We start from the raw sequence: 22,452 nt of genomic DNA, 5'->3' as shown, positions 1-22,452 counted from the left end.
GAGATTAATTTAAGATTTGAAAGATCCAGAATAATGGTAAAATCATTCCAAAAATTATGGTAAGTTTTATTCCGAGGTCTGCAATTTTAATGTTTTTTGGAGACAATGGTTTAAACAAAATGAGCATTGAAAAAATTGCAGAAAATGCGCTTAAAATTAAAGGCAACAATGCCATTCCAACTACAAATCCTGTTTTCCAAAACCAAACCACTGGCACTGTCAATGTCATCGTAATCAAAATAAAGAAAATAGAAATATTACGTGCTTTTTGTAATCCATACACAATTGGAATTGTACGGGCTTTCAACACCTTGTCTCCTTCCACATCTTCCATGTCTTTGATGATTTCTCTTGTCCAATTTAAAATAAAAGCAAATAGGCCTAATCCTAAACCAATATAAACAGGGAAATATTGATAATTATTAAGATGAAAAGGATAGGCTTCTTCTAAAATTACGGTTCTAAAAATATCTTGATAATAGATTCCAACAAGGACTGGAACTAAAGCTGTTAATAGTGCAATCACTACATTTCCGATCACCAATGTTCTTTTCAATTGCATCGAATAAATCCAAAGTAAATTAATAGATAAAAGATGAATAAACACATACCAAAAAGTATCAGATGCCAAGCCTAAATGAATTGCAATTCCGAAAGCCACGAAGTTTAAAATCCAATGATAAACTATTGCCCATCGGCGTTTAATATGCTTCATTATGATGGTTTGCTCTGGTCGATTAATACGGTCAGCGCGAACATCAAAATAATCGTTAATGATATTTCCAGCAGCCGCTATCATCACAGTTGAGAGCACAAGAAGGAAAAAGTTAAAGGTCTGAATCAACATTTCTCCTTGACTTTCATCGAGGTAAACATAATCCAAGTATCCGCCAAAGCTGTACATTGTTACAGCAATAATCAAAAGATTAACGGGACGAATAAGTCTTAAAAAATGAATCATTTTACTATTCTATATTCAGTTCTACGATTTTCTTGATGTGCCGCTTCTTTCGCTACTTCATCGGTCAACTTAGCAATTTCTTCATCGGAGTTAATCGGTTGGGCTTCACCGTAACCTTTGTAAGTCAATCGACTTTCTTCGATTCCTTTATGAATTAAATAATCATAAACAGATTCTGCTCTATCTTCTGATAGCTCTTGATTGTCTTGAGCATCACCTCTAGTATCGGTATGTCCGCCAATTTCAATCTTGATATCCTCATTTTCAGTGAGTAGTTCTGCCAGTTTATTTAACTCAACAAAAGATTCTTCTCTTAAAGTCGATTTTCCAAGATCAAAGAACACATTGGCTAAAAGTACAGGGCGCTCGTTTTCCAAAGGAATTAAAGGGACTTCCATTTGGAATGCTTCGTCCTTGGTCGATTGCATGTCGAAGTTTTTTGAAAAGAAGTTATAACCAGGATAAGAAACATTTAAAGCATATTCTTTTTGTGTAGGCAATGCCACAAGAAATTCTCCAGTTACCGCGTCAGCTTCGGAAGAAATCACTTGCTTCCCTGTTGACAAATCAATCAATTCAAACTTTCCTTCTAATGGCTTTTTTGTTGTTGCATCATACACCAAACCTTCAAAATATGTTGTTTTGATTGGACGGTATTTTTCAGGCAATTCAAAAAAGTAAATATCTAATCTTCCTTCTCCACCATCTCGATCAGAAGCAAAAAAAGCAATTTCACCATCAGGACCTACTAATAATGAATTTTCATTGTTTACCGAATTAATCGGTGAACCTAGGTTAATCGGATTCCCCCAATTTCCTAAAGGATCTTTTCTGGACATATAAATATCAGTCCCACCCATTCCAACATGACCATTTGAAGCGAAGTACAAAGTTTGTCCATCAGGATGAATCATTACAGAAGACTCGGCCATTTCGGTATTGATATTATTTGGTAATGGAACAGCTTTTCCCCAAGTACCATCTTCTTGTTTTTGACTTTGATAAATATCACTTCTCAAACGCTGCTGTTTACTGAATCTTCTTATAAAATAAAGCGTTTGACCATCTGCGGACAATGACGGTTGCGTCTCCCAACTATATGTATTGACTTCACCTGGAAGATTTTCAGGGTTCGACCATTCTCCTCCTATTCTTTCAGTGATGAACAAATCACAACTTCCTTTACCTTCTCTATTTCTACCATAATATCTTCCTGTGATATCTGGACAACCCACAAAAATCAATGTTCTACCATCGGCAGAAATTGTTGGCGCTCCTTCATTTTGTTCTGTATTGATATTTGGCGGCATTGGAACAGCTGTAGACCAAACATTATCTTCTGATAAAGTAGAAAAATAGAAATCCTCCTGTCCCCTTGGTCTACCATCATTATTTGGAGTTTCACGCGTAAAAAGTAATGTTTTTCCATCCACTGTTATGGTCGGAAAATACTCTGGATGTTCTGTATTAATTGCTTTACCAATGTTTAAAGGGTTAATTCGCGCTGGATTTTTTACTGCTTCCATTGAAAACTCTGCATTTGCTCTCAATTTTCGGGCAATTTCGATAAAATTTTGAGGAACAGATGGACCATTTGATTGCAAGACCAATTCAGCATAACGTATTGCATCTTCATATTCTTGATTCATCAATTGTTGATCACTAATATCAATATACAATTGTCCATTTAAATTTGCAGAAGGTCTAATTTCTAAGGAACGCTTGAAATGGTAAACAGACTCTTTAGGTTGATTAGTCACACGGTAAAACTCACCAATCAATTGATGTGCCTCTAAGAAGTTTTCATCTTTATCCAACGCCTTTTGAAGTAATTCTATTCCTGATTTATAATCCGGTTGACCTGTCTCAAGGTTGAAGTTTTTCTCTGGAGCAAGTCTTGCTTCCTCATATAGTTTTATTGCTTTTTTACTTTTGGTTGCATAACCCATCTGAGCAGTTGCGCAACTATTAAAAAGCAATAAAGCAACTGTAAAAATTAATGCAATATTTTTGATCATAACCTAAGGTATATTCATGTATTTGTGGGTCTGTAAAGAAATCTTCCATTTTGGATTATTCTTCACATATTCAATAATCAAAGGCAACATTTGTTCCTCTTTTGACCATTCTGGTTGAAGATACAAAAAACATTCCGAATTGATTTTTTCAGCATGTTCTTCTGCCCATTTAAAATCGCTCTTATTGAAAATAACAACTTTCAGTTCATGTGCTTTTTCGTAAGCTTCTGGAACAGGTTTTTTAAATTTCTTTGGAGAAAAGCAATACCAATCAACCTTTGCGTCTAGTGGATAACATCCTGAAGTTTCAATCGCAACTTCCTTACCTTCATTTTGCAATGCAATCACCAAATTTTCAATTGAATACATTGCTGGCTCACCTCCTGTTACAACAACAAAATCAGTCGAAGTTGTATTAACTTCTGACAATAATGTTTCTAAAGAGGTATCAGGATGATTTTCGGCTTCCCAACTTTCTTTCACATCACACCACACACAACCGACATCACAGCCTCCTGTACGGATAAAATATGCGGCACGACCAGAATAGTGACCTTCTCCTTGTATGGTATAAAAGGACTCCATCACCGGCCAAGATGTTCGTTTTGATTTATTCGATTCTTCCATTACATCAAAAGTAATGAAAACCTTTTAAAGTTAATTACGAAAACTAAATTAGGAATTATGAATTCTGTACATTTTTTCACGAATTCGTAATTTGTAATTATACAATTCGTAATTAATTTAGTTCATCAAAGTAATGTACCAATCTTGTTTTAATTTGGCATATTCTTCTTGAAAAGCCTCTAATTGTTCTTGGGCTAATTTTTCATTTTGCTGAGATCGATTCTTTAAAACATCGTAGGTTTTTTTAATTAATGCTACGATGTTTGAACCTAGCAGAAACTCACTTGTGCGAGGATTTACGTTATAAGTTTCATAAACAATATCTATTTTCTTTTTATCTTCCTCTGAATGAACACTGTGCGGTTCATTTCGCGTAATTTTTTCATAAATTGGTAACAATCTTGCACTTAATTCTACAAAATGACGCATCACATAAACCGCCGAATTTAATGATTTGATATTTTTTGCTTCCATAACGATTGCTTTCTTAAAAGACGATTAAAATTCCTAGATGGTTGGTTTATCCTACATTTAAGCAAAAAAAAATCCCTTTGAAAGTTCAAAGGGATTTTCTGAAACAACAAAAATATAGCACTAGATTAAAGCCCTAAATTTACTTTCCCAAACTTCAGAAAGTTCTATTTCTCCATTCAACTGTTTAGTAGCTTCTTCATCATATAGACGAAAATATTTCGTTTCATCGCTTTTTTGTTTAGGATAAAAATAGAGTTTCAAGCTTTGTGTGACTTTTTCAGGATGATTATGGTATGAAACGGTTCTTTTTTCTCTGTCTACCTTACAAAAACTCAATTCATTGAGTAATACATGGTCAATTTCAAATTTTCCGTCGATTAGTTCAATACAAAATCCAACTTTATTGACTTCATCCAGCCCTAACATTAAGTTTCCCGTTGCTTCCCATTGATCAATTTGAAAATCATGGTTTGCAGCATACTCCTTTAGTTTTTTTAATAATTCTTTTTCTTTCTTTTTACTTTTTTGATACATGATGATAAAAGGTGAAATCACCGCAAGAAATGAGACGATTCCTATAATTATATTTCCAGTTTCCATTTTTATATAGATTATTATTATTCCGAATAAATCGGAAAAGTTTTTATTTAAAATAATTGTTGATTTGCTTAACGATATTTCCTGAAATGAAAAAACAATTGGTCTAATAATAAACACAAATGATTACCGCATTTGAAGGGAAATCGAAGCGTATAATTTGAGTCATAACCTAAGACTCTTCAATATAAAATGAAACTTTTACCAAAAATAATGGAAAGGAAAAATGATGTCGATTGAAGGAAATTGTAAGTCAAAATTACGTGATAGTTTAATTGCCTTCAAACTATATTCACCATAAAGCTGACTCAAACATTGAATAGAAAAAAATGACTGATCTAAATCATCATCAAACTGAAATTGATTTCCCCCAGATAGATTATGACCATCTGCAGTTACAACTTGTGGGAATATGATTTTAGAAAAATCTGAAAAATGAACTTTTTCAGTACCTTGAAGTGAAAAAGAATTTTCTAATTGAAGCGTATTTACAGCTGACGAAACAGATAAACTGTACACCGCCACAATAAGCAATAAGAAGATATTTTTCATCAATGTTTTCACATTACAAAAATAAAAGAGAAACAAATTCAATTGAATTAATTATCAAAATCTTAACATTGAATGTCTTTTCACCAGTTTCAAAATACCGAGATTAGGGTATTGCCCCTTGAACCGGATGGTTCTATTTTTGCATCATGGAAGAAAGAAGTATTACCACTTTAAAAAAAGGAGCTAGCGGAATCATCACTGAAATTAAACACAGTAATGTAGCCCAACGTTTACTTGAAATGGGATTAACCCCTGGTACACCTTTTGAAATTCGGTCCATTTCACCGTTTGGCGACCCTATTGCAATTCGACTAAATGATTTCGCAATTAGCCTCAGACTTGCTGATGCTATGAATATTATGGTTCGTTCAAATTAACGGTATTTACGCTCATTAAAATTATTTGTTTCAACTTCCCCTCCTTTTCCTAGGGATGGAAATTAATTCCCTCTGGCTGTATTTCCATCAGCTAACGGAGAAGTGAAATCACAAAAACTTTTCTTTTAAGGACTTACGTTTTGGTTTACTTTTTAAGGTTAAACTATGGAAGTTGAACACCTCAAGACGCACTACTCTTGCTCAATACTGTTTTGTGGTGGATTAAAAACAAAACGGTCAACTCTATTTAGGGGAGTACACAATTCGTAATTACTTGTACAAACCGTCGTTCTCAAACACTATAATTTTTTCAGAAAGGATGAAGCCATGTGGGTCCCAAACGTGGTTTTCTTATGCGCGTCCGAGAAACTGAAGATTTTCATTCTTTTTTAAGGTTAAACTATGGAAGTTGAACACCTCAAGACGCACTACTCTTGCTCAATACTGTTTTGGGGAGTACAAAATTCATCTACACTCACTTCTTGCATATTAATTTCGTTTCAACTATATTGTACTCAACTATAAATCAGAACAATGAAATTCAACACATTAATTACAATATTATTCCTTTTTACATCTATCAATCTAGGTGCTCAAGAAAAAGTAATTCATGTTTTTGTCGCACTTTGTGACAATGATTCTCAAGGCATCGTTCCTGTTCCGAAATCTATTGGTGACGGTTCTAAACCTGAAACAAATTTATATTGGGGTGCTATGTATGGAATGAGAAGCTTTTTTGATAAAAGAGCTCAAGATTGGAAACTTGTTCAAGAAATTCCTTCGAAAAATCCGATGATACTTGACCGTGTTTTATTTAAACATAAAACGAAAGATGTTTATTTATTGGCGGATGCTTATCGTGGTAGTGATATCAAGTCTTGTACAGAAAGTTTTTTACTCAGTGTAAATGGGCAACTACCAGAAACTATAACAGTGAGCAATAAGAAAATTCAAGTTGGAGGGAAATCAGATTTATTGGTTTATATAGGTCATAATGGGTTAATGGATTTCAATGTTCAGCCAAAATTCACAAAAACGACAACCCAAAAAGATGTCATCATTTTAGGTTGCTACTCAAAGTCCTATTTTAAAACACATGTTCGCAATGCAAATGCAAATCCACTCCTTTGGACAACGCACTTGATGGCTCCTGAAGCTTATATATTAGATGGTGCTCTTGAAGGATATGTAAATAATGAAACCGGAATTCAAATTGATGAAAGAGCAGCTCAATCGTATAATCAATATCAAAAATGTGGTATTAAAGGGGCTCGAAATTTATTTACAACTGGATTTTAATTGAAGAAATCATTTTTCATTCTTATCTTGACAGCATTCAAATTAACACTAATGAGAAATTCGGTTTACAACTTATCAATTCTTTTATTGGGGCTTAGTTTATATGCCATCCAAAATTTAAAAGTTGAAGAAAATATTTCCTCTTTTGATAATTTAAAAAACAGCGATAATGTTTTAGCCTTATACGGAAAAGAAATTTACAAAACTCAACGATGCGACCGTTGTCACGTGTTGAATATAGAAGATGAAAAGTTCTTTAAAAAAAGCATTGATGGAGTTGGTGAAGCAAGATCTTCAGTTTACCTCACTCAATTAATTCAAGATCCACAAAGTGTTAATCCAGGAACGAGAATGCCTAGCTTCGATCATTTATTTTCAAATGAATTAACAAAAGACCAACTTAATGCAATCATCAACTCCAACAACCTAAAAATAGAATTAGAAACTGCTTGGACCATTTTAAATGAACAATCCACAAAAATTCTTTCTGAAATTAACGCTGATGAAAATTTTGACCTTAAAAAATCTGAAGGCATTTCTTTAATCGCGTATTTAAAATCATTTAAAAAAGTAAGGAACTAAAAGAGAAAGGATAATCGATTTTAATATGACTCACTTTCTTAAATTCACATTTTCAAGCGCTATTACTTTTGGTGCTTTTAACTTCAATATTTTGTCTTAAATTAGCTTATTGAATATTTCTAAACATATGAATAAAACAATCCTTTTCCTCTGTTTTCTTTTTGCAACGATAAGCTTTAAAAGCTATTCGCAGAACAAACAAGATACCATTGCCATCTTACTACTACCGAGTCCGAAGCACTATACAAACTACTCCGTTGGATTAACCAATCCTATTTATCGAGACTTTGCTACCTCTCCATTATTCTATAGTGGATTAGGACTTCATTTAAACCTTGCATGGCTCAGAAATCATGATGAAAAAGAACGTATTTTCGAAATGGGCATGGGCATAAGCGCTCAAACTGCAAGTACACCCCAAAGTAGTTTAATTCAACCAAATCAATTGGCGGGTTTTGCGAATTTCGGCATGAGATATCAACGTTTATGGAAATTACAAGCATGGTCAAAACAAGGCAGTAATTTTAAAATTGGAGGAGCCATTCGATCAACACAAAATGTCCGTGGAAATCCTAGTCTAGAAAACAACGCCATGGGAATGGAAAACTTTACCAATTTAATGGGAGCAGTACAATGGAGAAAAGATTTTGTTCGTCGAGAAGTAAAAACAATTGATTTAAAATTATTTAAACTGAACTTTAAGCCTGCTTATCGTCAGTTAAGACTGGCATTTAATTTTGGGGTGCTTAATTTTAATTACCGACCAGGCTATGCTTATACCTATGACAGTGAAATAAATGGAACCGAAACCGGAGCTGTTGAATGGGCTTTTGCGAATTATCAATGGTCATTAAATGGTTATCGTTTCAACACTGAAGTAGAATTCATCAAATTTTTATCCAACGGAAATGCACGAAGTATATCTTATGTCTGGGAAGCTGCTCATGCACCAGGAAAGTTTGAAGATTTCCAAATGGCGAGTCACCAATTAAGATACACCATTTACTTTAACCGTAAAAACTAAAAGCCATGAAAAATATATTACTTATTCTTGCAGTTTTATTTTTCGCTTCCTGTGAAAAAGCATTATTCAAACCTGACATGGCTTCAAGTGATGCCTTAGAAAACTTCGATTATTTGTGGGAAGAACTCGACAAGAAATACAGCTATTTTGAATTGAAAAATATTGATTGGGATGAAATGCGAGACACTTACCGACCAATGTTAAACGAGAATTCATCAGAAATTGAATTATTTGACGTTTTAGCAGATATGCTCAACGAACTCAGGGACGATCATACCAATTTAATTTCTCCATTTAATATTTCCCGATATGACGCTGCACTCAATGGTCCAAAAAATTATCGTTCTCGAACAATTGATGAATTTTATTTGGAAGATCCTTGGTTAACGGGAGCTTTTAAACACGATTTTATTGACAATGGCGAAATTGGTTACATCAGGTATGGCAGTTTTATGTCTGGAATTGGCGGAGCTCAAATGGATTTAATTTTATCCCGATATGAAAATACAAAAGGAATAATTTTAGATCTTCGTGAAAATGGTGGTGGTAGTGTTTTTAATGTTCCTCTATTACTTGGTAGATTTACAAATACAGAAAAAACTGTTGGCTACAGTATTACCCGTGACGGACCTGAGCATAACGATTTTAGAGAACAGGAACCCTTTACGATAACACCTTCTTCTGGGGTAAAATACACCAAGCCAGTTATTGTTTTAATAGACCGTGGATCTTATAGTGCTACGACTTTCTTTGCTGTAGCAACTAAAGCTTTTTCTAACATCACATTGTTGGGAGACAAAACTGGCGGTGGCGGTGGTTTGCCCAACGGAGGTCAATTACCCAACGGATGGACTTATCGTTTTAGTGTGAGTCAACTTTTAGACCTCAATGGCAACAATTATGCAGAACAAGGTGTTCCGGCAGATATTAGCGCTGCTTTTGACTGGTCAGATGTGGAAACTGATGAAATTTTAGAGCGTGCAATATTAGAATTGAATTAACAGCTGATTTATTTTAGAGCTTGAATTTTTTTGAATTTCCTTGTAAAAATCAAACTTTACTTTTATCTTAATTTAGAGGCGATAAAAAAAACATTTTATCCGCAATAAATAAAAGAAACCAATCATGGCAATATCCATTTTAGTAACAGGAGATATTCATATCGGGAAGAAATCGACTGGAATAAATACCGATTCAAATGTTCTTGCAACAAAATTTACATGGCAAAAAATTGTAGATTATGTGATCAAAAACAAAATTGATGTATTGGCTTTAACAGGTGATGTTGTAGACCAAAACAATAGATTTTTTGAAGCCATTGGTCCTTTACATGCTGGTTTTGAAAAATTAAAAAATGAAGGCATTGAGGTATTTATGGTTGCTGGAAATCATGATTTTGATGTACTCCCCCAACTCGTTGATTCTGATCGCTATGAAAATATTCATCTCCTCGGAAAAGATGGAACTTGGGAAGTAAAAGAATACGCAAAAAATGAAGAAAAAATTCAATTTGTTGGTTGGTCTTTTCCGAGTAAACATTTTGCAGAATCTCCATTTTTAAAATACAAATTGGATCAAGTGAATATAACGCTTCCAACAATCGGGCTTTTGCACGGAGATGTTGATGTTCCTGAAAGTAGTTATGCACCCATTGATAAATCGAGCTTTAACAATAAAAATGTAAACGCTTGGTTTTTAGGACACATTCACAAGCCAGATTGTTTACGTGATTTCAACCCAATGGTTTATTATCCTGGATCTCCGCATGCTTTAAGCGCCAAAGAAACGGGTATTCATGGACCGATGTTGGTGACTGTAAATTCACAAAATTCAATCGAGACTAAAGCAATTCCTCTTTCGCCAGTTAGGTATAAATCTATCGACATTGACGTTACCGACCAAACCACAGAAGCCGATGTTCGAAACGTTATGACTTCTACTTTATATGCCGATGCTAACGCTAAGATTAATGAATTAGAAAACACTTCTTTTTTGGTTTATGATATTTACTTTGTTGGACAACACAACAATATTCAAGATTTAAAGAACTGGACCGAACCAAGTATTGAATCCTATAGTCAAGAAATAAATGAAACAAAAATTTCGATTCGAAAAATAAAATATCATGTTAAGCCTAAGATCGACAATTTAGAAGAATTAGCATTAGAATCTTCTCCAGCTGGAATTTTAGCCAAAACAATTGTCGCCTTAGAAAAAGGTGAAACAACTCCTTTTTCAGATAAATTACTCGAAAAATGGAAGAAAATCCATCAAAAAACCTATCAATCTTCTGTTTACAATCCAATTATAGAATCCGAAAATGTAAAATCGCCAGATACGGAAATACAAAACCAATATCTTTTGACGGAATGTAACCGCATTTTAACCACTTTAATTGAACAACAAAACCAATGAAAAAATCACCTTACGTAATAGAAGAGCTTTCCATTCGCAAGTCACCTGGTTTAGTTTCAGGTTTGGCTAAAATGAAGAATTTGGCTCCAAATGTGAATATTATCACAGGGCCAAACGCATCCGGTAAAAGCTCCACCGCACGCGCGATTCAAGAATTAATTTGGCATAAAAACACCAAAGGATTAAGTCTACACGGAAATGTAAAGATCGAAAATGACAATTGGGAAATTGATATTGATTCTGGTCGAATTAGCACAGAGCGAAACGGAATTAACGAACAATTGAAAGGCCTTCCAGCGCAAGAAGGTCATCATCGGTATTTGTTGGCTTTGCACAATTTTGTTGATGGAAACGAAAATGAATTGGCTAGAGAAATCGCAAAACAATCAATTGGTGGATTTGATTTACAGGCAGCGCATTCTTCATTAAATTATTCAAATAGAATTCAGACTTTAGGAGCAACAGCATATAAAAATTATAAATCCGCCGAAAAAGAATATCAATCAAAACGTGATGAACAAAGGAGCTTAAAGCAAGAAGAAACACAAATAAACGAATTAAGACGTAAAAAAGAAGAAGCGAATCTTGCTCAACAAGGTTTCGAATTTTATAAAAAAGTAGCAGATTTTCAACTTTTAAAACGCGAACAAGAACTGCTACATAACAAAATCAAAGAGTATCCTTCGGCGATTACTAAATTGAAAGGAAATGAGCATGAATTAATTCAACAATACGAAGAGGAAATACAGCAGAATGAGGAAGCTATTCAAAAAGCAAATACTGAAATTGAGCAGCAACAAAATACAATTAAAGCATTAAACATTTCTAATGTAGAAATCACCAGTCAAACCATTGAAGAAGTAGACGCTCGCATTGAAAAATTAGAGAACATTAAGCGGCAGATTGCTGATTTAAACCAATTGATTCTTCAAGAAAAAACCAAAGAAAAAGCAGCACTCGAAGCTATTGGTTTTAAAACTGAACTTCAAAACCCGATTGCTAACGCATGGAATTCTATTTCCATTGAAAACATCGGTAACTTGGACAAGCTTTTACGTGATGCCCATCAGGTTCTCGGAAGAAAAAAAGTTTTGGAATCAGAAGTAGACTTTTTAGAAGAAAAAATTCAACAAACTAATGGTTCGAGTACTTCAACCGACACTATTTCTCTTGGAATTAAAACACTTGGAGAATGGTTAAAAGAGCCTACGCTCAACACCGAAAAATCGAATAACACTGCCATGTGGATTCTGTTTTTTGGTTTACTTGCTTCATTCACTACACCATTTATCGGTTGGATTGGCAGTGTTATTGGTGTAGTTTGCCTTGCTATTGCAGCTTTTTTGACATTACAAAAAAAGAAAAGTACAGGTGGAAATAACACCTTAAACATCAGAGAAGATGATTTTGAAAAATCGGGATTAACTCCCCCTTCTCAATGGGAAACAGCCAGTGTGGTTACTCGAATTGATGAACTCATTGATCAGTTAAAAGAAGGAAAAGAGAAAGAGACTATTACTCAAAAATTAAACGAATGTAAGAAAGGCTTATCAGCGCTTCAAGTAAAATTAGATGCACTTCACGATGAGCACCAAGCATGGCAAGAGAAGTTGAGAGCTATTCCAGAATTTCCAACCATAGCAAATGATGATTTCAGTAGTTTATATTGGTATTTAACACACATTAAAAATTGGCAAGAAGCCAATACAGCACTTAAAACTCATGAAGCCAAAATAGAAAAAGCAAATGTACTTTTCAATGAAGAATTAGAGAAAATAAAGCCAACATTTGCACAGTTAAACACTGACATTTCCGATGATTTAATCGAATTAAAGGCTAACTTTTCTCAACTGAAAAAAGTGCTCAAAGCGCGTCAAGAAAGTAGAAGAATAATTGAAGATAAACAAAAAGCGATAGTTGAATATAGCGATAAAATCACAAAGCAAAAAAGTCGATTAGCTGACATTTACAGTCGTATTGAAATCGATGAAAAAGACAAAGATTCAGTTTTTGAATTGACCAAAAAACTGGAAGAGTACACTCAAATTGGAAAAGAATTTTATTCTGCAAAAGAGGCCGTTGCAAAAGCAGAACATCAATTGAAACTTGACACGCTTTATGCTACACATCAATCAGAAATTGAAGAAATAAATGCGGAAGAAGCTTTGATAAAAGCCGAACAGAATGCTGAAAAAGCAAAAGAGCTTGAAAAAATCAAGGCAGAAATCATTACAATTGAAACCAAAGTAGAAGAGAAAAGAAAAGGGCATGAATTAGAAGATTTACTTTCTAAAAAAGATGAAAACCATGTGTTACTTCATCAATTATATGAAGAGAATTTATCTTCCTTAACCGGTGATATGATCATCGAGGAGTTAAAAAATGAAACACAAAATAAAAACCGTCCTGAGTTATTTAATCGTGCAAATGAAATCTTCAATAAAATTACACTTGGTAGATATGAATTGCGATTAAATGAAAAAGACAACACAACATTTGAAGCCAAAGACGAAGTTTCCAAAAGGACATTTAAACTCGCTGAACTATCTACTGGAACGCGTGTTCAACTTTTACTTGCTGTTCGTTTGGCTTATGTTGAAACCGTTGAATCTTCTATTAAACTACCCATTTTAGCAGATGAATTATTGGCCAACAGTGATGACGAAAGAGCCAAAGCAATTATTGATGCGTTGATTGAAATTAGCCGAGAAGGCCGACAAGTGTTTTATTTTACCGCTCAAGCTGACGAAGTAGAAAAATGGCAGGCTCATTTGAGTCAATCCAATCTACAATATAAAATCATCGAGTTGGACCAAAAAGAAAATGAAAGTCGTTTTTCAACGCCAAATCAAGTGGAAGCGAATCAAATCCAATTAACTTCTAGCGTTCCGCTTCCCGATGGTTTGAGTTATGAAGCATACGGACAACAACTTTCTGTTCCAAAATTCAATTTACTAGGTCAAGAAAATAACCAACTTCATTTGTGGTATTTAATTCAGGATGTTGATTTATTACACTCAGCTTTAGCAAGAGGGATTAAATATTGGGGACAACTGGAAAGTTATGTCAGAAACAATGGAAAAATCGACGGACTAAATGACGAAAAATTTGAGCAATTTAAAAAGCTTACTGATGTTTTAGCACGTTTCCAAGAATTGTATCGCGTTGGTCGTCATCAATTAATTGACCGAACAGATTTACAGGATTCTGGACTTATTTCTGAAAATTTTATTGATAAAACGTCAGATAAGCTAACAGAATTAGATGGAGATCCAGTGGCCTTAATTCATTCCTTAGAGAATGGAGGAGTTCCTCGATTTAGACGAGATACTATAGACGAGCTAAATGATTATTTCTTGGAGCAAGGCATTATTGATGATAGAGAAACGATAGATTCTTCTGAAATTTTAATTCGTCTGCAAGCTTATTTATCAAATGTAGATATCTCTATTTCACAAGTAGAACGTTTTTTGGAAGTTGTTACTCGCGGTTAAACTAGAAATAAAAAAGGCTCTAGATTTAATCTAATTCATTATTTAACTAAAGAATAGGGTTCGAAAAAAAGAAAGCTGTCTCACAAGTCAATAACTCCTTAACTACAACCTATTGGAAAGTTTGATACATTAGAGAGATTATGTCGCCAGAAACGACACAATTTAGTTGATCGTATTATACTGAATTCCTTCGAATAAAAAAATTGAAAGGAATTACGACGACAAATCATAAGCAAGGCTTTTAAAAGAAAACTCAATAGAACATATTGAAGTATAATAAATAACATTTATATTTACGTTTCATAAATATATTTTATAATGGCAACTTTTACAAGCTCACTTCCTGACCACCTGCTTCAGCTTCTTGAAAAAAAGGCTAAATCACTCGGTATGCCCAAAAACAAGCTAATTGAAAAAGCCTTAACTATTTATTTGGATCAGCTAAACAAAAACGCTTACGCCCAATCTTTCAAACGCATGTCGAATGATAAAGAATTAATGACTTTAGCTGAGGAGGGCATGGAGGATTATATGTCTCAATTAGACGCAGAGGATGAAAAAGATTAAACAAGCTGAAATTTGGCTAACCAATCTTAATCCTACTAAAGGTAGAGAGCAAAATGGAGTAAGACTAGTAGTTGTGATTAGCGGTGATTTAATGAACGAACACTTGGAAGTTGTCATTACTTGCCCTTTAACGAGCAAAATTAAAAACTATAAAGGAAATGTTGTTTTAGAACCGAATACAAAAAATGGATTAAGTCATCCATCTGAAATTTTGACTTTTCATTTGCGTTCTATGTCTAAAGAAAGATTGATAAAAAAAGTGGGGAAAATATCTACTACTGAGCTCAAAGAAATTAAGGAATGTTTGAATGATATTTTGAGGTATTAAGCAAAGACAAAAAAACTAGATTTATAGACATTTTGGTTTATCTCAGAAGTTAATTTATCTTTTATTTTGGTTGTCTCCTTGACTTAACTTGTAAATAATAATCCTCCCAATTATTGGTCGACAATCAATAATTAAATTCCTTTTTAACATTTAAATCATTGTAAAACACTACATTTATCATCGATGAGTGAAACTGAAATAATACAAAACGTTACACAACTTAAGAACGGTAGCCATGAAGCCTTGGAAAATATATACGATAATTTTTCTCCAGCACTTTATGGTTTATGTTTAAAGATTGTAAAAGACGAAGCATTAGCCCAAGACATTTTACAAGAAGCATTTGTGAAAATATGGTCTAAAGCAAATAAATACGACGAAAATAAAGGTTCTTTTTACACCTGGATGTTAAATATAACAAGGAATTTGGCTATAGACAACTATAGAAAAATAACGCGTCATGAAATACATTCAATCCAAACTAGTGAAAATTCCGTATATAGTTTAAAGGATGACAAGATGGATATTCCAATTCACCAAATTGGATTAAAAGACCTAATCAATGGCTTACCTGATGAACAAGTAGAAATGATTGAATATTTATATTTTAAAGGCTATACACAACAAGAAACTTCGGATGAATTAAACATCCCCTTAGGAACAGTTAAGACAAGGTCTAGAACAGCAATAGCGTCATTGAGAGAAATTTTTAAATTATTTGTGTTATGGATATAAAAGAATATATTGCTTCTGGTATTTTAGAACGTTTTGTTCTTGGTGATATTTCTGAACAAGAAAGACAAGAGGTTGCTTGTTTAACAAAAATATATCCAGAGCTTCAAGAGGAATTATTTGCTCATCAGAAAGGTGTTGAACAAATGGTGTCAAAGTACGCCACTACTCCACCTGTAAAATTAAAGTCAGAAATACTTTCAAAAATAAAAGATATACCTCAAGAGAATCTCAACTCTAATAATAATGAAGGAAAAGTGGTCATGATGAATAATTCTACTTCGAATCGATTTAAATACATTGCTGCCGCATGTTCTGTAGCTCTATTTATTTCTATTGGAACAGGATTATATTTGAATAATGAAAACAGTGAACTTCAAGGAGACATCACAGCAAACAACAGTATGCTTAAAGAGTTGATTGAAAAAAATGATGAGTTAGCTTCTAAAAATGAAAAGATAAATTCAAAATTCAATTTGGTAACAAATTCAAGTACCTCGAAAATCACAATGAAAGGTACAGAAAACCAACCTCAATCATTGGCGAGTATTTTTGTTAGCGGAGAAGATGAACAACTTTATCTTCAAGTCAACAACTTACCTGAAATTACAGAAAGCAATGATTATCAACTTTGGGCAATTGTAGATGGTAAACCTAAAAGTTTAGGTGTTTTTAATTCAATCAATGAAAAAGATTTATTAGAAATGGATTATTACGCCAATGCGCAAGCTTATGCTGTAACACTTGAACCTAAAGGTGGTAGTGAATCGCCAACGATGGAACAGATGTATGTTTATGGTGGAGTTTAATAATTATTTTCACTTTGTAAAATCCAAAACGCAATTCTAATCGTATGTATTTTAGATATTAATTTCAAATACATTATTATGAATTCAAGTAAAAATTTAAAAACACTAGGTTTAGTTACAGGAACAGTTTTAGCAACTTCTTTTTCATTCGATGGGAATGCAAGCGAATTATTCGAGGTAAATCAGTTAGGTTCTGGAAACGAAATTAGAACCAATCTAACAACTGATGCAATAAATAACACCATCAATGGAGCAATCAATTTCGAAGCAAAATGTGGAGAAAAAGGAAAGGCTAAAGAACAAAAATGTGGCGAGAAAGGTAAAGCCAAAGAGCAGAAATGCGGTGAAAAAGGTAAAGCTAAAGAGCAAAAGTGTGGTGAAAAAGGAAAAGCCAAAGAACAGAAATGTGGTGAGAAGGGTAAATCTGGAGAACAAAAATGCGGTGAAAAAGGTAAAAGTAGCGAGCAAAAATGTGGTACAGGCAAATAATATTAGTTTGATATAACAATACCAATGGGGCTGTAATCAACAGCCTCTTTTTACACCTAAACATTTTCCAATGATGCTTTTAAACAATGTCAATAAAGCATTGATCCACTTAAAACCATTCAAAAAACACCAACTATGAAACATGTAGGATTAGGATTTAGAAAAAATATAGCAGACGAAACGTTAAATTTAAGAGGAGCAGATAAACCCGCTTTTGTTGAAGTCGCACCAGAAAACTGGATTGGTTTGGGAGGTTACTGGGGCAAAAAGTTTAGAGAAGTTTCAGAGCAATATCAAATTACTACACATGGCTTATCTCTTTCTATAGGAAGTCCTGACCCATTAAATTGGGGTTTTATCAAAAAGATAAAAGACTTTATCAAAACACATGATATTAAAATTTACTCTGAACATTTAAGCTATAGTCAAAGTGAAAACGCACATTTATACGACCTTTTACCAATTCCATTTCGTGAAGATGCAATAAAACATATCGTACAAAGAATCAAAGAGGTTCAAGATTTTTTAGAGATTCCGATTGTTTTGGAAAATGTATCCTATTACACTTCTGTTGCTGCAGAAATGGACGAGGCAACGTTTATCAAATCAATTGTTGAAGAATCTGGTTGTCAATTATTACTAGACATTAACAATGTTTTTGTTAATGCATTTAACCATAATTATGATGCGAAAAAATTTATTGATAGTTTACCACTAGATTCTGTTGCCTACATGCACATGGCAGGACATGAAAAAGTTGAAGAAGATTTAATTATTGACACACATGGAATGCCAATCATTGAAGACGTTTTTGAATTATATGATTGGACTTTACCTAAAATCAAACCTGTGCCTGTTTTACTAGAAAGAGATTTCAACTTTCCAGAAATGGAGGAAATCAAAGATGAAATGAGAACATTGGAAAACATTGCAAGTAAACAATGGAGAAATGAATCAATAAAATCGAAATTATATGCTTAATCAAGACACAAAAAACATTCAGGAAAATGTAGCTAAATATTGTTTAGGTGAAGAGCTAAAAGATGTCCAAGCGGTTCGCCCTAAAAGATTGGCACATTACAAAAGGTTAATTAATTCGATCATAACTGATGCCTTGGAAAACTCCTTCCCTATCACAAAAGATCAATTGTCTGATGAAAATTGGAACCTCATGGTAGAAGAGTTTATCACTGAGCATAAATGTAAGAACCCACAATTGTTTCTTATGCCTGGTGAATTGATTGATTTTGCTATTCAAAAAAAATATCCAGAAAAATTTGAGGTTAACTACCTTATTGATCTATTAAAATTTGAATGGGTTGAAGTTGAAGTTCACTCGGCAGAAGATATTGAATTTGGAGATTTTAAAATGCAAAAAGATATTTTAAATGACCCCATTTATTTTTCTCCTTATACACAAATACTGCACCTCAACTACCCTCTTCATGCTTTAAAAGAGACAAATATTTCGGAACGAAAAGGTGATTTCTTCTACATGATTTATCGCCAACCTAATGGAACAGTCCAATACATTCAACTTAATGCCTTAACAACTCAAATCGCGTTTACTTTGATGGAATCTGATTATTCTTTTCATGAATTAATGAATGATATGTTGAAAAATGAAAAACAATCACTAAAAGAAATTGTTGTTCCACAAGCTGCTAGGTTCATTGAAAAACTTAAAAACTTAGGTATTATTTTAGGCATTCGAGAAAAGAATTACTAGTCTTTAACTTTCCTTTCATTTAAAAAACTCCCCAACATCTCCTTTATCATACATTGGGCTTGAGCAATAATTGGCAGTGCAAGCAAACAGAACATTTACCTCAAAATCTCCAAACAATTCTTCCTTCTCTTGCGGTAATTCATCTTTTGAATAGTCGGAGAACAAACTATAAAATGGAGCATAAGATCTCGCTTTATCACTTAAACTAGATCCTTCTCCGTTGCGAACAAAAACAAACTCAAGCGGAGCCTCATTCAACTCTTTTGACAGCATTAACAAGGCAGGTTGAGAATAATAGACCTTAGCAATTTCAGGGTGAATTAAGTAATCAAAAAGTCCTTTTGCCAAAACTTTATATTTTTTTTGATTCGAAAAATAGGAATACCAATTAAAAATTCGTGCCAACTGTATATTCTCTTCAATGAGCGGTTGAGCGATTAATCCGTTATCGCCAACAAAACTCTTAGCACTTCCATTTTCATTGATAAATTGTTTAGCTACTGCACTTAAAAATGTATTTAATAGCTCTTTAACTTCTTTATTGTTTTGATTTGCTTTTAATTCTTCAATAAGCAATAATGCCATTGCAATTTGGTCTTTCAAGCTCCAAACCTTGCGCTTTTCAGCAGCGTGAAAATAAAGATTATTAGACGCTTTACGTTGAGCTAATGATTCTAATATTTTGTGAGAGGTTCGTGCATAACTTCCATCACCTTCATTCCCATAACTTAGTATTAATAAAGAACGTGCCAATTCAGCATTATTATAAGTATAAGTGTTGGTATCCACTTTCGGCACGCCTAACTTCATACGTTCCTTATCTCCTAAGCGAAAATACTCTTCAGCATGCTCACCTTGAACCAGGTCTGCATCTTGCGCATTTGAATACAAGCCATTTTCATGTTTAAAAAACCGGTTAATATACCTCAAGATTCCATCTATTTCTTTTTGCGCTGTTTCCTCTTCAGGGAAGTACAAATTAAAATAGTGGAATATTCGTAAGTAACGTGTTTGAATACTCAGTAGTTTTTCAAAATGTAAATGTTCCCAATCATCATGTGTAGAATACTGATAAACTCCTCCCCAAGCAGGGTCACATAATTTCCTAGCACCATTTACACTTGTCTTAATCCAGTTCTTTATCTTTACTTCTTTCCCGTTGAACAAAGCATATTCATACGTATCATTTTCGATGAATTTTTGGTCTTGATCAAAACCACCATCTTCATAATCTAAGGCATTTTCAAAAGCTTTCTGTAAATCATTGAGTACACTTTTATCTGAATCAGGTGAAGCTTTCAAAACTGTTGGAAAACCTGTTTCTTCTTCTGGCGATGGATCTGCAACAATTGCTTTTAACAATCGAAGAAATGGTTCAGGAGAAATATAACCTGCTCTTTTTACTACATCTTCCCCGTTGCCATTGATAAATATTGTCGCTGGCCATCCATACTCTTTATAGCGTGCAGATAATTCCGGATTCGCATCTTGATCTGCTTTTACAGGAATAAAATGTGTTTCAATATATTCTTGAACTGCTAAATTTGAATAGGTAGAATCATCCATAACATGACACCAGTGACACCAATTCGCTTTTAAATTCAATAAAATAATTTTATTTTCAGATTTTGCCTCTTCCAATACAGCTGAAGACAATTGTCTCCAAGCGATTGACTGAGACATGGTGACAAACGAAGTGAAAAAGAAGAAAAGTAATATGTATTTCATGATTTATTATTTAAAATACATACGTTCGAAAAGGAGATATAGATTTATAAAAGTCTTGAATTGGCACGAATTTTCAAAAAATCGTGCCAAAATATGATCTTAAAAAAATGCGAGAAGAAATTACGATTAAACGAAATCACAGGTGAATTTTAGTATTTTGAAGAGCATAATTAGTAATTTGTAACTTTTATACAAATTGGAGTTATTTTTATCAGAAAATAACAAAACAACTTATGAAATATTTACCCTTCCTATTTATTTTGATTTTAAGCTCATGTTCGAGCTATAAAAATATGCCCTTAAATTCTTCAGCTGATGTATATCCACCTCCCGGAACAACGACAATTTCGGAGAATTTATTTCTTGATAAAACAGAAGTAACTAATTTTCATTGGTTGGAATACTCCAATTGGCTAAAGAAAGTATATGGTGAAGATTCTGAAGTGTTTAAAAGTTCAATCCCAAATGAAGAAGCTTATACAGCAGTTTATAGTCAAAACATCAACGGAAATCCTATCGAATTAATACATCCTGCATATCGTGAATATCCTGTTGTTGGAATTTCTTACCAACAAGCTTTGGATTATTCTAAATGGAGATCTGATAGAGTAATGGAAAACTTTCTTGTTGAAAAAGGTATTTTGTCATTACCACATTCGAGCCATAAAGATTCGATTTTCACAATTGAAAAATATTTTAAGGGTCAATATCTGAATATTCAACCCAGCAAAGAAATACTGTTCTACCCTAAATATAGTCTACCAAACGCTGAAAACTTTAAAAAAGCTAGTCAATTTACAGATTCTCTTTACACTGCTTTTATTCAAACGAGCAAAGGAAAAAAGTATGCAAAGTTAAATGACAGAAACTGCATGGGCAAAACTTCTGATTCAACTCAAATCGGGCCTAGTCCTGTGAATAGTCAGCTCAACAACAAAAAACTAAAAATCAGTCACTTAAATGGAAACATTAGAGAAATGACAGCAATTGAAGGCGAGTTTTTTGGGTTGAGTTATATGGATTCATGTGAAATAAAAGACGATAAAATCATAAAAGACGATAATTTAGTAAACAGCTATACAGGATTTAGAAATATATGTACATTTCAGGAATGGAACGGACAATATTAAAAGCATTTCAATTGAAAAATCTATTTACATTTTTAATATTCATTTTCACTTTAATGGATGGGTATTCACAAAATTCCACAGCCTTGAGAGCAAACATTGTTTCAATTGAAGTAGGTGGTCCAGGAGGGTATGGTGCATTAAACTATGAAAGAATAATCACTATTGATGAACAATTCTCACTTGGAGGAAAAATCGGATTCAGTACAGTGCAAGTTATTGATTTTACGCAAAAGTTCAATCCCGATCTCCTCATTCCATTAAGTATTTCGGTCTACTATGGAAAGACTCATAAAGTTCACTTGGGTTTTGGACAAACAATAAGCAACACCGTTTATGCAGATCAGTTTAATGGTAAACCAAGTAGAAGAACATCTTTTCATACACATTTCAATATTGGTTATCGCTATCAAAAACAAGAAAATAGATTTATATATGGAATTAGTTACAGCCCTATTATTGAATTTCAAAAGATCTTTAAACATTGGGGGAGCATCATGATTGGTTATACTTTTTAAATACT

23 protein-coding genes are annotated in these 22,452 nt (G+C 33.4%); 16 read left to right on the top strand and 7 right to left on the bottom strand.

The window, feature by feature from the left end; all coding sequences use genetic code 11:
* Nucleotides 1–4: 4 nt before the first annotated feature.
* The 6 genes from DXU93_RS06365 to DXU93_RS06340 all read right to left on the bottom strand — a co-directional run bounded on the left by DXU93_RS06365 (nt 5) and on the right by DXU93_RS06340 (nt 5,229).
* Nucleotides 5–961, bottom strand: coding sequence for a geranylgeranylglycerol-phosphate geranylgeranyltransferase (locus DXU93_RS06365; RefSeq protein ID WP_116880442.1), 957 nt, complete (start codon nt 959–961; stop codon nt 5–7).
* Complete coding sequence (locus DXU93_RS06360; RefSeq protein ID WP_116880441.1) at nt 958–2,979, bottom strand: OmpA family protein; 2,022 nt, start codon at nt 2,977–2,979, stop codon at nt 958–960. The genes DXU93_RS06365 and DXU93_RS06360 overlap by 4 nt, the downstream gene beginning before the upstream one ends.
* Before the next feature lie 3 nt (nt 2,980–2,982).
* A complete protein-coding gene (locus DXU93_RS06355) occupies nt 2,983–3,606 on the bottom strand; it encodes a 7-carboxy-7-deazaguanine synthase QueE (RefSeq protein WP_205679237.1) in 624 nt (207 codons plus the stop codon).
* Nucleotides 3,607–3,723: 117 nt separating this feature from the next.
* On the bottom strand, nt 3,724–4,080 hold the full coding sequence (locus DXU93_RS06350; RefSeq protein ID WP_116880440.1) for a hypothetical protein: 357 nt from the start codon (nt 4,078–4,080) through the stop codon (nt 3,724–3,726).
* 120 nt (nt 4,081–4,200) lie between these two features.
* Entirely contained in the window at nt 4,201–4,680 is a 480-nt protein-coding gene (locus tag DXU93_RS06345) for a hypothetical protein (RefSeq protein ID WP_116880439.1), read from the bottom strand.
* 198 nt (nt 4,681–4,878) lie between these two features.
* A complete protein-coding gene (locus DXU93_RS06340; RefSeq protein ID WP_116880438.1) occupies nt 4,879–5,229 on the bottom strand; it encodes a hypothetical protein in 351 nt (116 codons plus the stop codon).
* Between the two features lie 146 nt (nt 5,230–5,375).
* Between DXU93_RS06340 and DXU93_RS06335 the strand changes: the two genes are divergently transcribed.
* From DXU93_RS06335 to DXU93_RS06270, 14 genes are all read left to right on the top strand, one after another.
* Entirely contained in the window at nt 5,376–5,606 is a 231-nt protein-coding gene (locus DXU93_RS06335; RefSeq protein WP_116880437.1) for a FeoA family protein, read from the top strand.
* A gap of 534 nt (nt 5,607–6,140) precedes the next feature.
* Nucleotides 6,141–6,905 carry a hypothetical protein gene (locus DXU93_RS06330; protein WP_116880436.1) on the top strand — a complete coding sequence of 255 codons (765 nt, stop codon included), beginning with the start codon at nt 6,141–6,143 and terminating at the stop codon, nt 6,903–6,905.
* A 51-nt stretch (nt 6,906–6,956) separates the two neighbouring features.
* Nucleotides 6,957–7,487, top strand: a complete 531-nt coding sequence (locus DXU93_RS06325; protein WP_123776064.1) for a c-type cytochrome — start codon at nt 6,957–6,959, stop codon at nt 7,485–7,487.
* Nucleotides 7,488–7,614: 127 nt separating this feature from the next.
* A complete protein-coding gene (locus tag DXU93_RS06320) occupies nt 7,615–8,511 on the top strand; it encodes a hypothetical protein (RefSeq protein ID WP_116880434.1) in 897 nt (298 codons plus the stop codon).
* 5 nt (nt 8,512–8,516) lie between these two features.
* Nucleotides 8,517–9,512, top strand: a complete 996-nt coding sequence (locus tag DXU93_RS06315) for a S41 family peptidase (RefSeq protein ID WP_116880433.1) — start codon at nt 8,517–8,519, stop codon at nt 9,510–9,512.
* Between the two features lie 124 nt (nt 9,513–9,636).
* A complete protein-coding gene (locus tag DXU93_RS06310) occupies nt 9,637–10,926 on the top strand; it encodes a metallophosphoesterase family protein (protein ID WP_116880432.1) in 1,290 nt (429 codons plus the stop codon).
* Entirely contained in the window at nt 10,923–14,420 is a 3,498-nt protein-coding gene (locus DXU93_RS06305) for an ATP-binding protein (RefSeq protein ID WP_116880431.1), read from the top strand. The genes DXU93_RS06310 and DXU93_RS06305 overlap by 4 nt, the downstream gene beginning before the upstream one ends.
* Nucleotides 14,421–14,738: 318 nt before the next feature.
* Nucleotides 14,739–14,987 (top strand): CopG family transcriptional regulator, encoded by a 249-nt coding sequence (locus DXU93_RS06300; protein ID WP_116880430.1) that lies wholly within the window; start codon nt 14,739–14,741, stop codon nt 14,985–14,987.
* Nucleotides 14,974–15,315, top strand: coding sequence for a type II toxin-antitoxin system PemK/MazF family toxin (locus DXU93_RS06295; RefSeq protein WP_240623430.1), 342 nt, complete (start codon nt 14,974–14,976; stop codon nt 15,313–15,315). Before DXU93_RS06300 ends, DXU93_RS06295 begins: the two co-directional genes overlap by 14 nt.
* A gap of 183 nt (nt 15,316–15,498) precedes the next feature.
* Nucleotides 15,499–16,050: an RNA polymerase sigma factor gene (locus DXU93_RS06290; protein WP_116880429.1), complete on the top strand. Its 552-nt coding sequence runs from the start codon at nt 15,499–15,501 to the stop codon at nt 16,048–16,050.
* Nucleotides 16,041–16,856: an anti-sigma factor gene (locus DXU93_RS06285; protein WP_116880428.1), complete on the top strand. Its 816-nt coding sequence runs from the start codon at nt 16,041–16,043 to the stop codon at nt 16,854–16,856. The genes DXU93_RS06290 and DXU93_RS06285 overlap by 10 nt, the downstream gene beginning before the upstream one ends.
* Before the next feature lie 78 nt (nt 16,857–16,934).
* On the top strand, nt 16,935–17,345 hold the full coding sequence (locus tag DXU93_RS15125) for a hypothetical protein (protein WP_205679236.1): 411 nt from the start codon (nt 16,935–16,937) through the stop codon (nt 17,343–17,345).
* Between the two features lie 135 nt (nt 17,346–17,480).
* Complete coding sequence (locus tag DXU93_RS06275; protein ID WP_116880427.1) at nt 17,481–18,326, top strand: HvfB family MNIO-type RiPP peptide maturase; 846 nt, start codon at nt 17,481–17,483, stop codon at nt 18,324–18,326.
* A complete protein-coding gene (locus DXU93_RS06270) occupies nt 18,319–19,074 on the top strand; it encodes an HvfC/BufC N-terminal domain-containing protein (protein ID WP_116880426.1) in 756 nt (251 codons plus the stop codon). Before DXU93_RS06275 ends, DXU93_RS06270 begins: the two co-directional genes overlap by 8 nt.
* A 15-nt stretch (nt 19,075–19,089) precedes the next feature.
* Here DXU93_RS06270 and DXU93_RS06265 read toward each other — a convergent pair whose 3' ends face one another.
* Nucleotides 19,090–20,802, bottom strand: coding sequence for a DUF255 domain-containing protein (locus tag DXU93_RS06265; protein WP_116880425.1), 1,713 nt, complete (start codon nt 20,800–20,802; stop codon nt 19,090–19,092).
* A gap of 293 nt (nt 20,803–21,095) precedes the next feature.
* Between DXU93_RS06265 and DXU93_RS06260 the strand changes: the two genes are divergently transcribed.
* A complete protein-coding gene (locus tag DXU93_RS06260; RefSeq protein WP_165851348.1) occupies nt 21,096–21,932 on the top strand; it encodes an SUMF1/EgtB/PvdO family nonheme iron enzyme in 837 nt (278 codons plus the stop codon).
* The gene (locus DXU93_RS06255; RefSeq protein WP_123776063.1) at nt 21,914–22,447 is read left to right on the top strand and encodes a hypothetical protein; all 534 of its coding nucleotides are present in this window, start codon (nt 21,914–21,916) and stop codon (nt 22,445–22,447) included. Before DXU93_RS06260 ends, DXU93_RS06255 begins: the two co-directional genes overlap by 19 nt.
* Nucleotides 22,448–22,452: the final 5 nt, after the last annotated feature.

Origin of the sequence: Brumimicrobium aurantiacum (genome assembly GCF_003402975.1) — a bacterium.
GTDB classification, from domain to species: domain Bacteria; phylum Bacteroidota; class Bacteroidia; order Flavobacteriales_D; family Crocinitomicaceae; genus Brumimicrobium; species Brumimicrobium aurantiacum.
The sequence above is the reverse complement of the archived record's forward strand: the minus strand, read 5'-3'. Positions and strand labels throughout refer to the sequence as shown.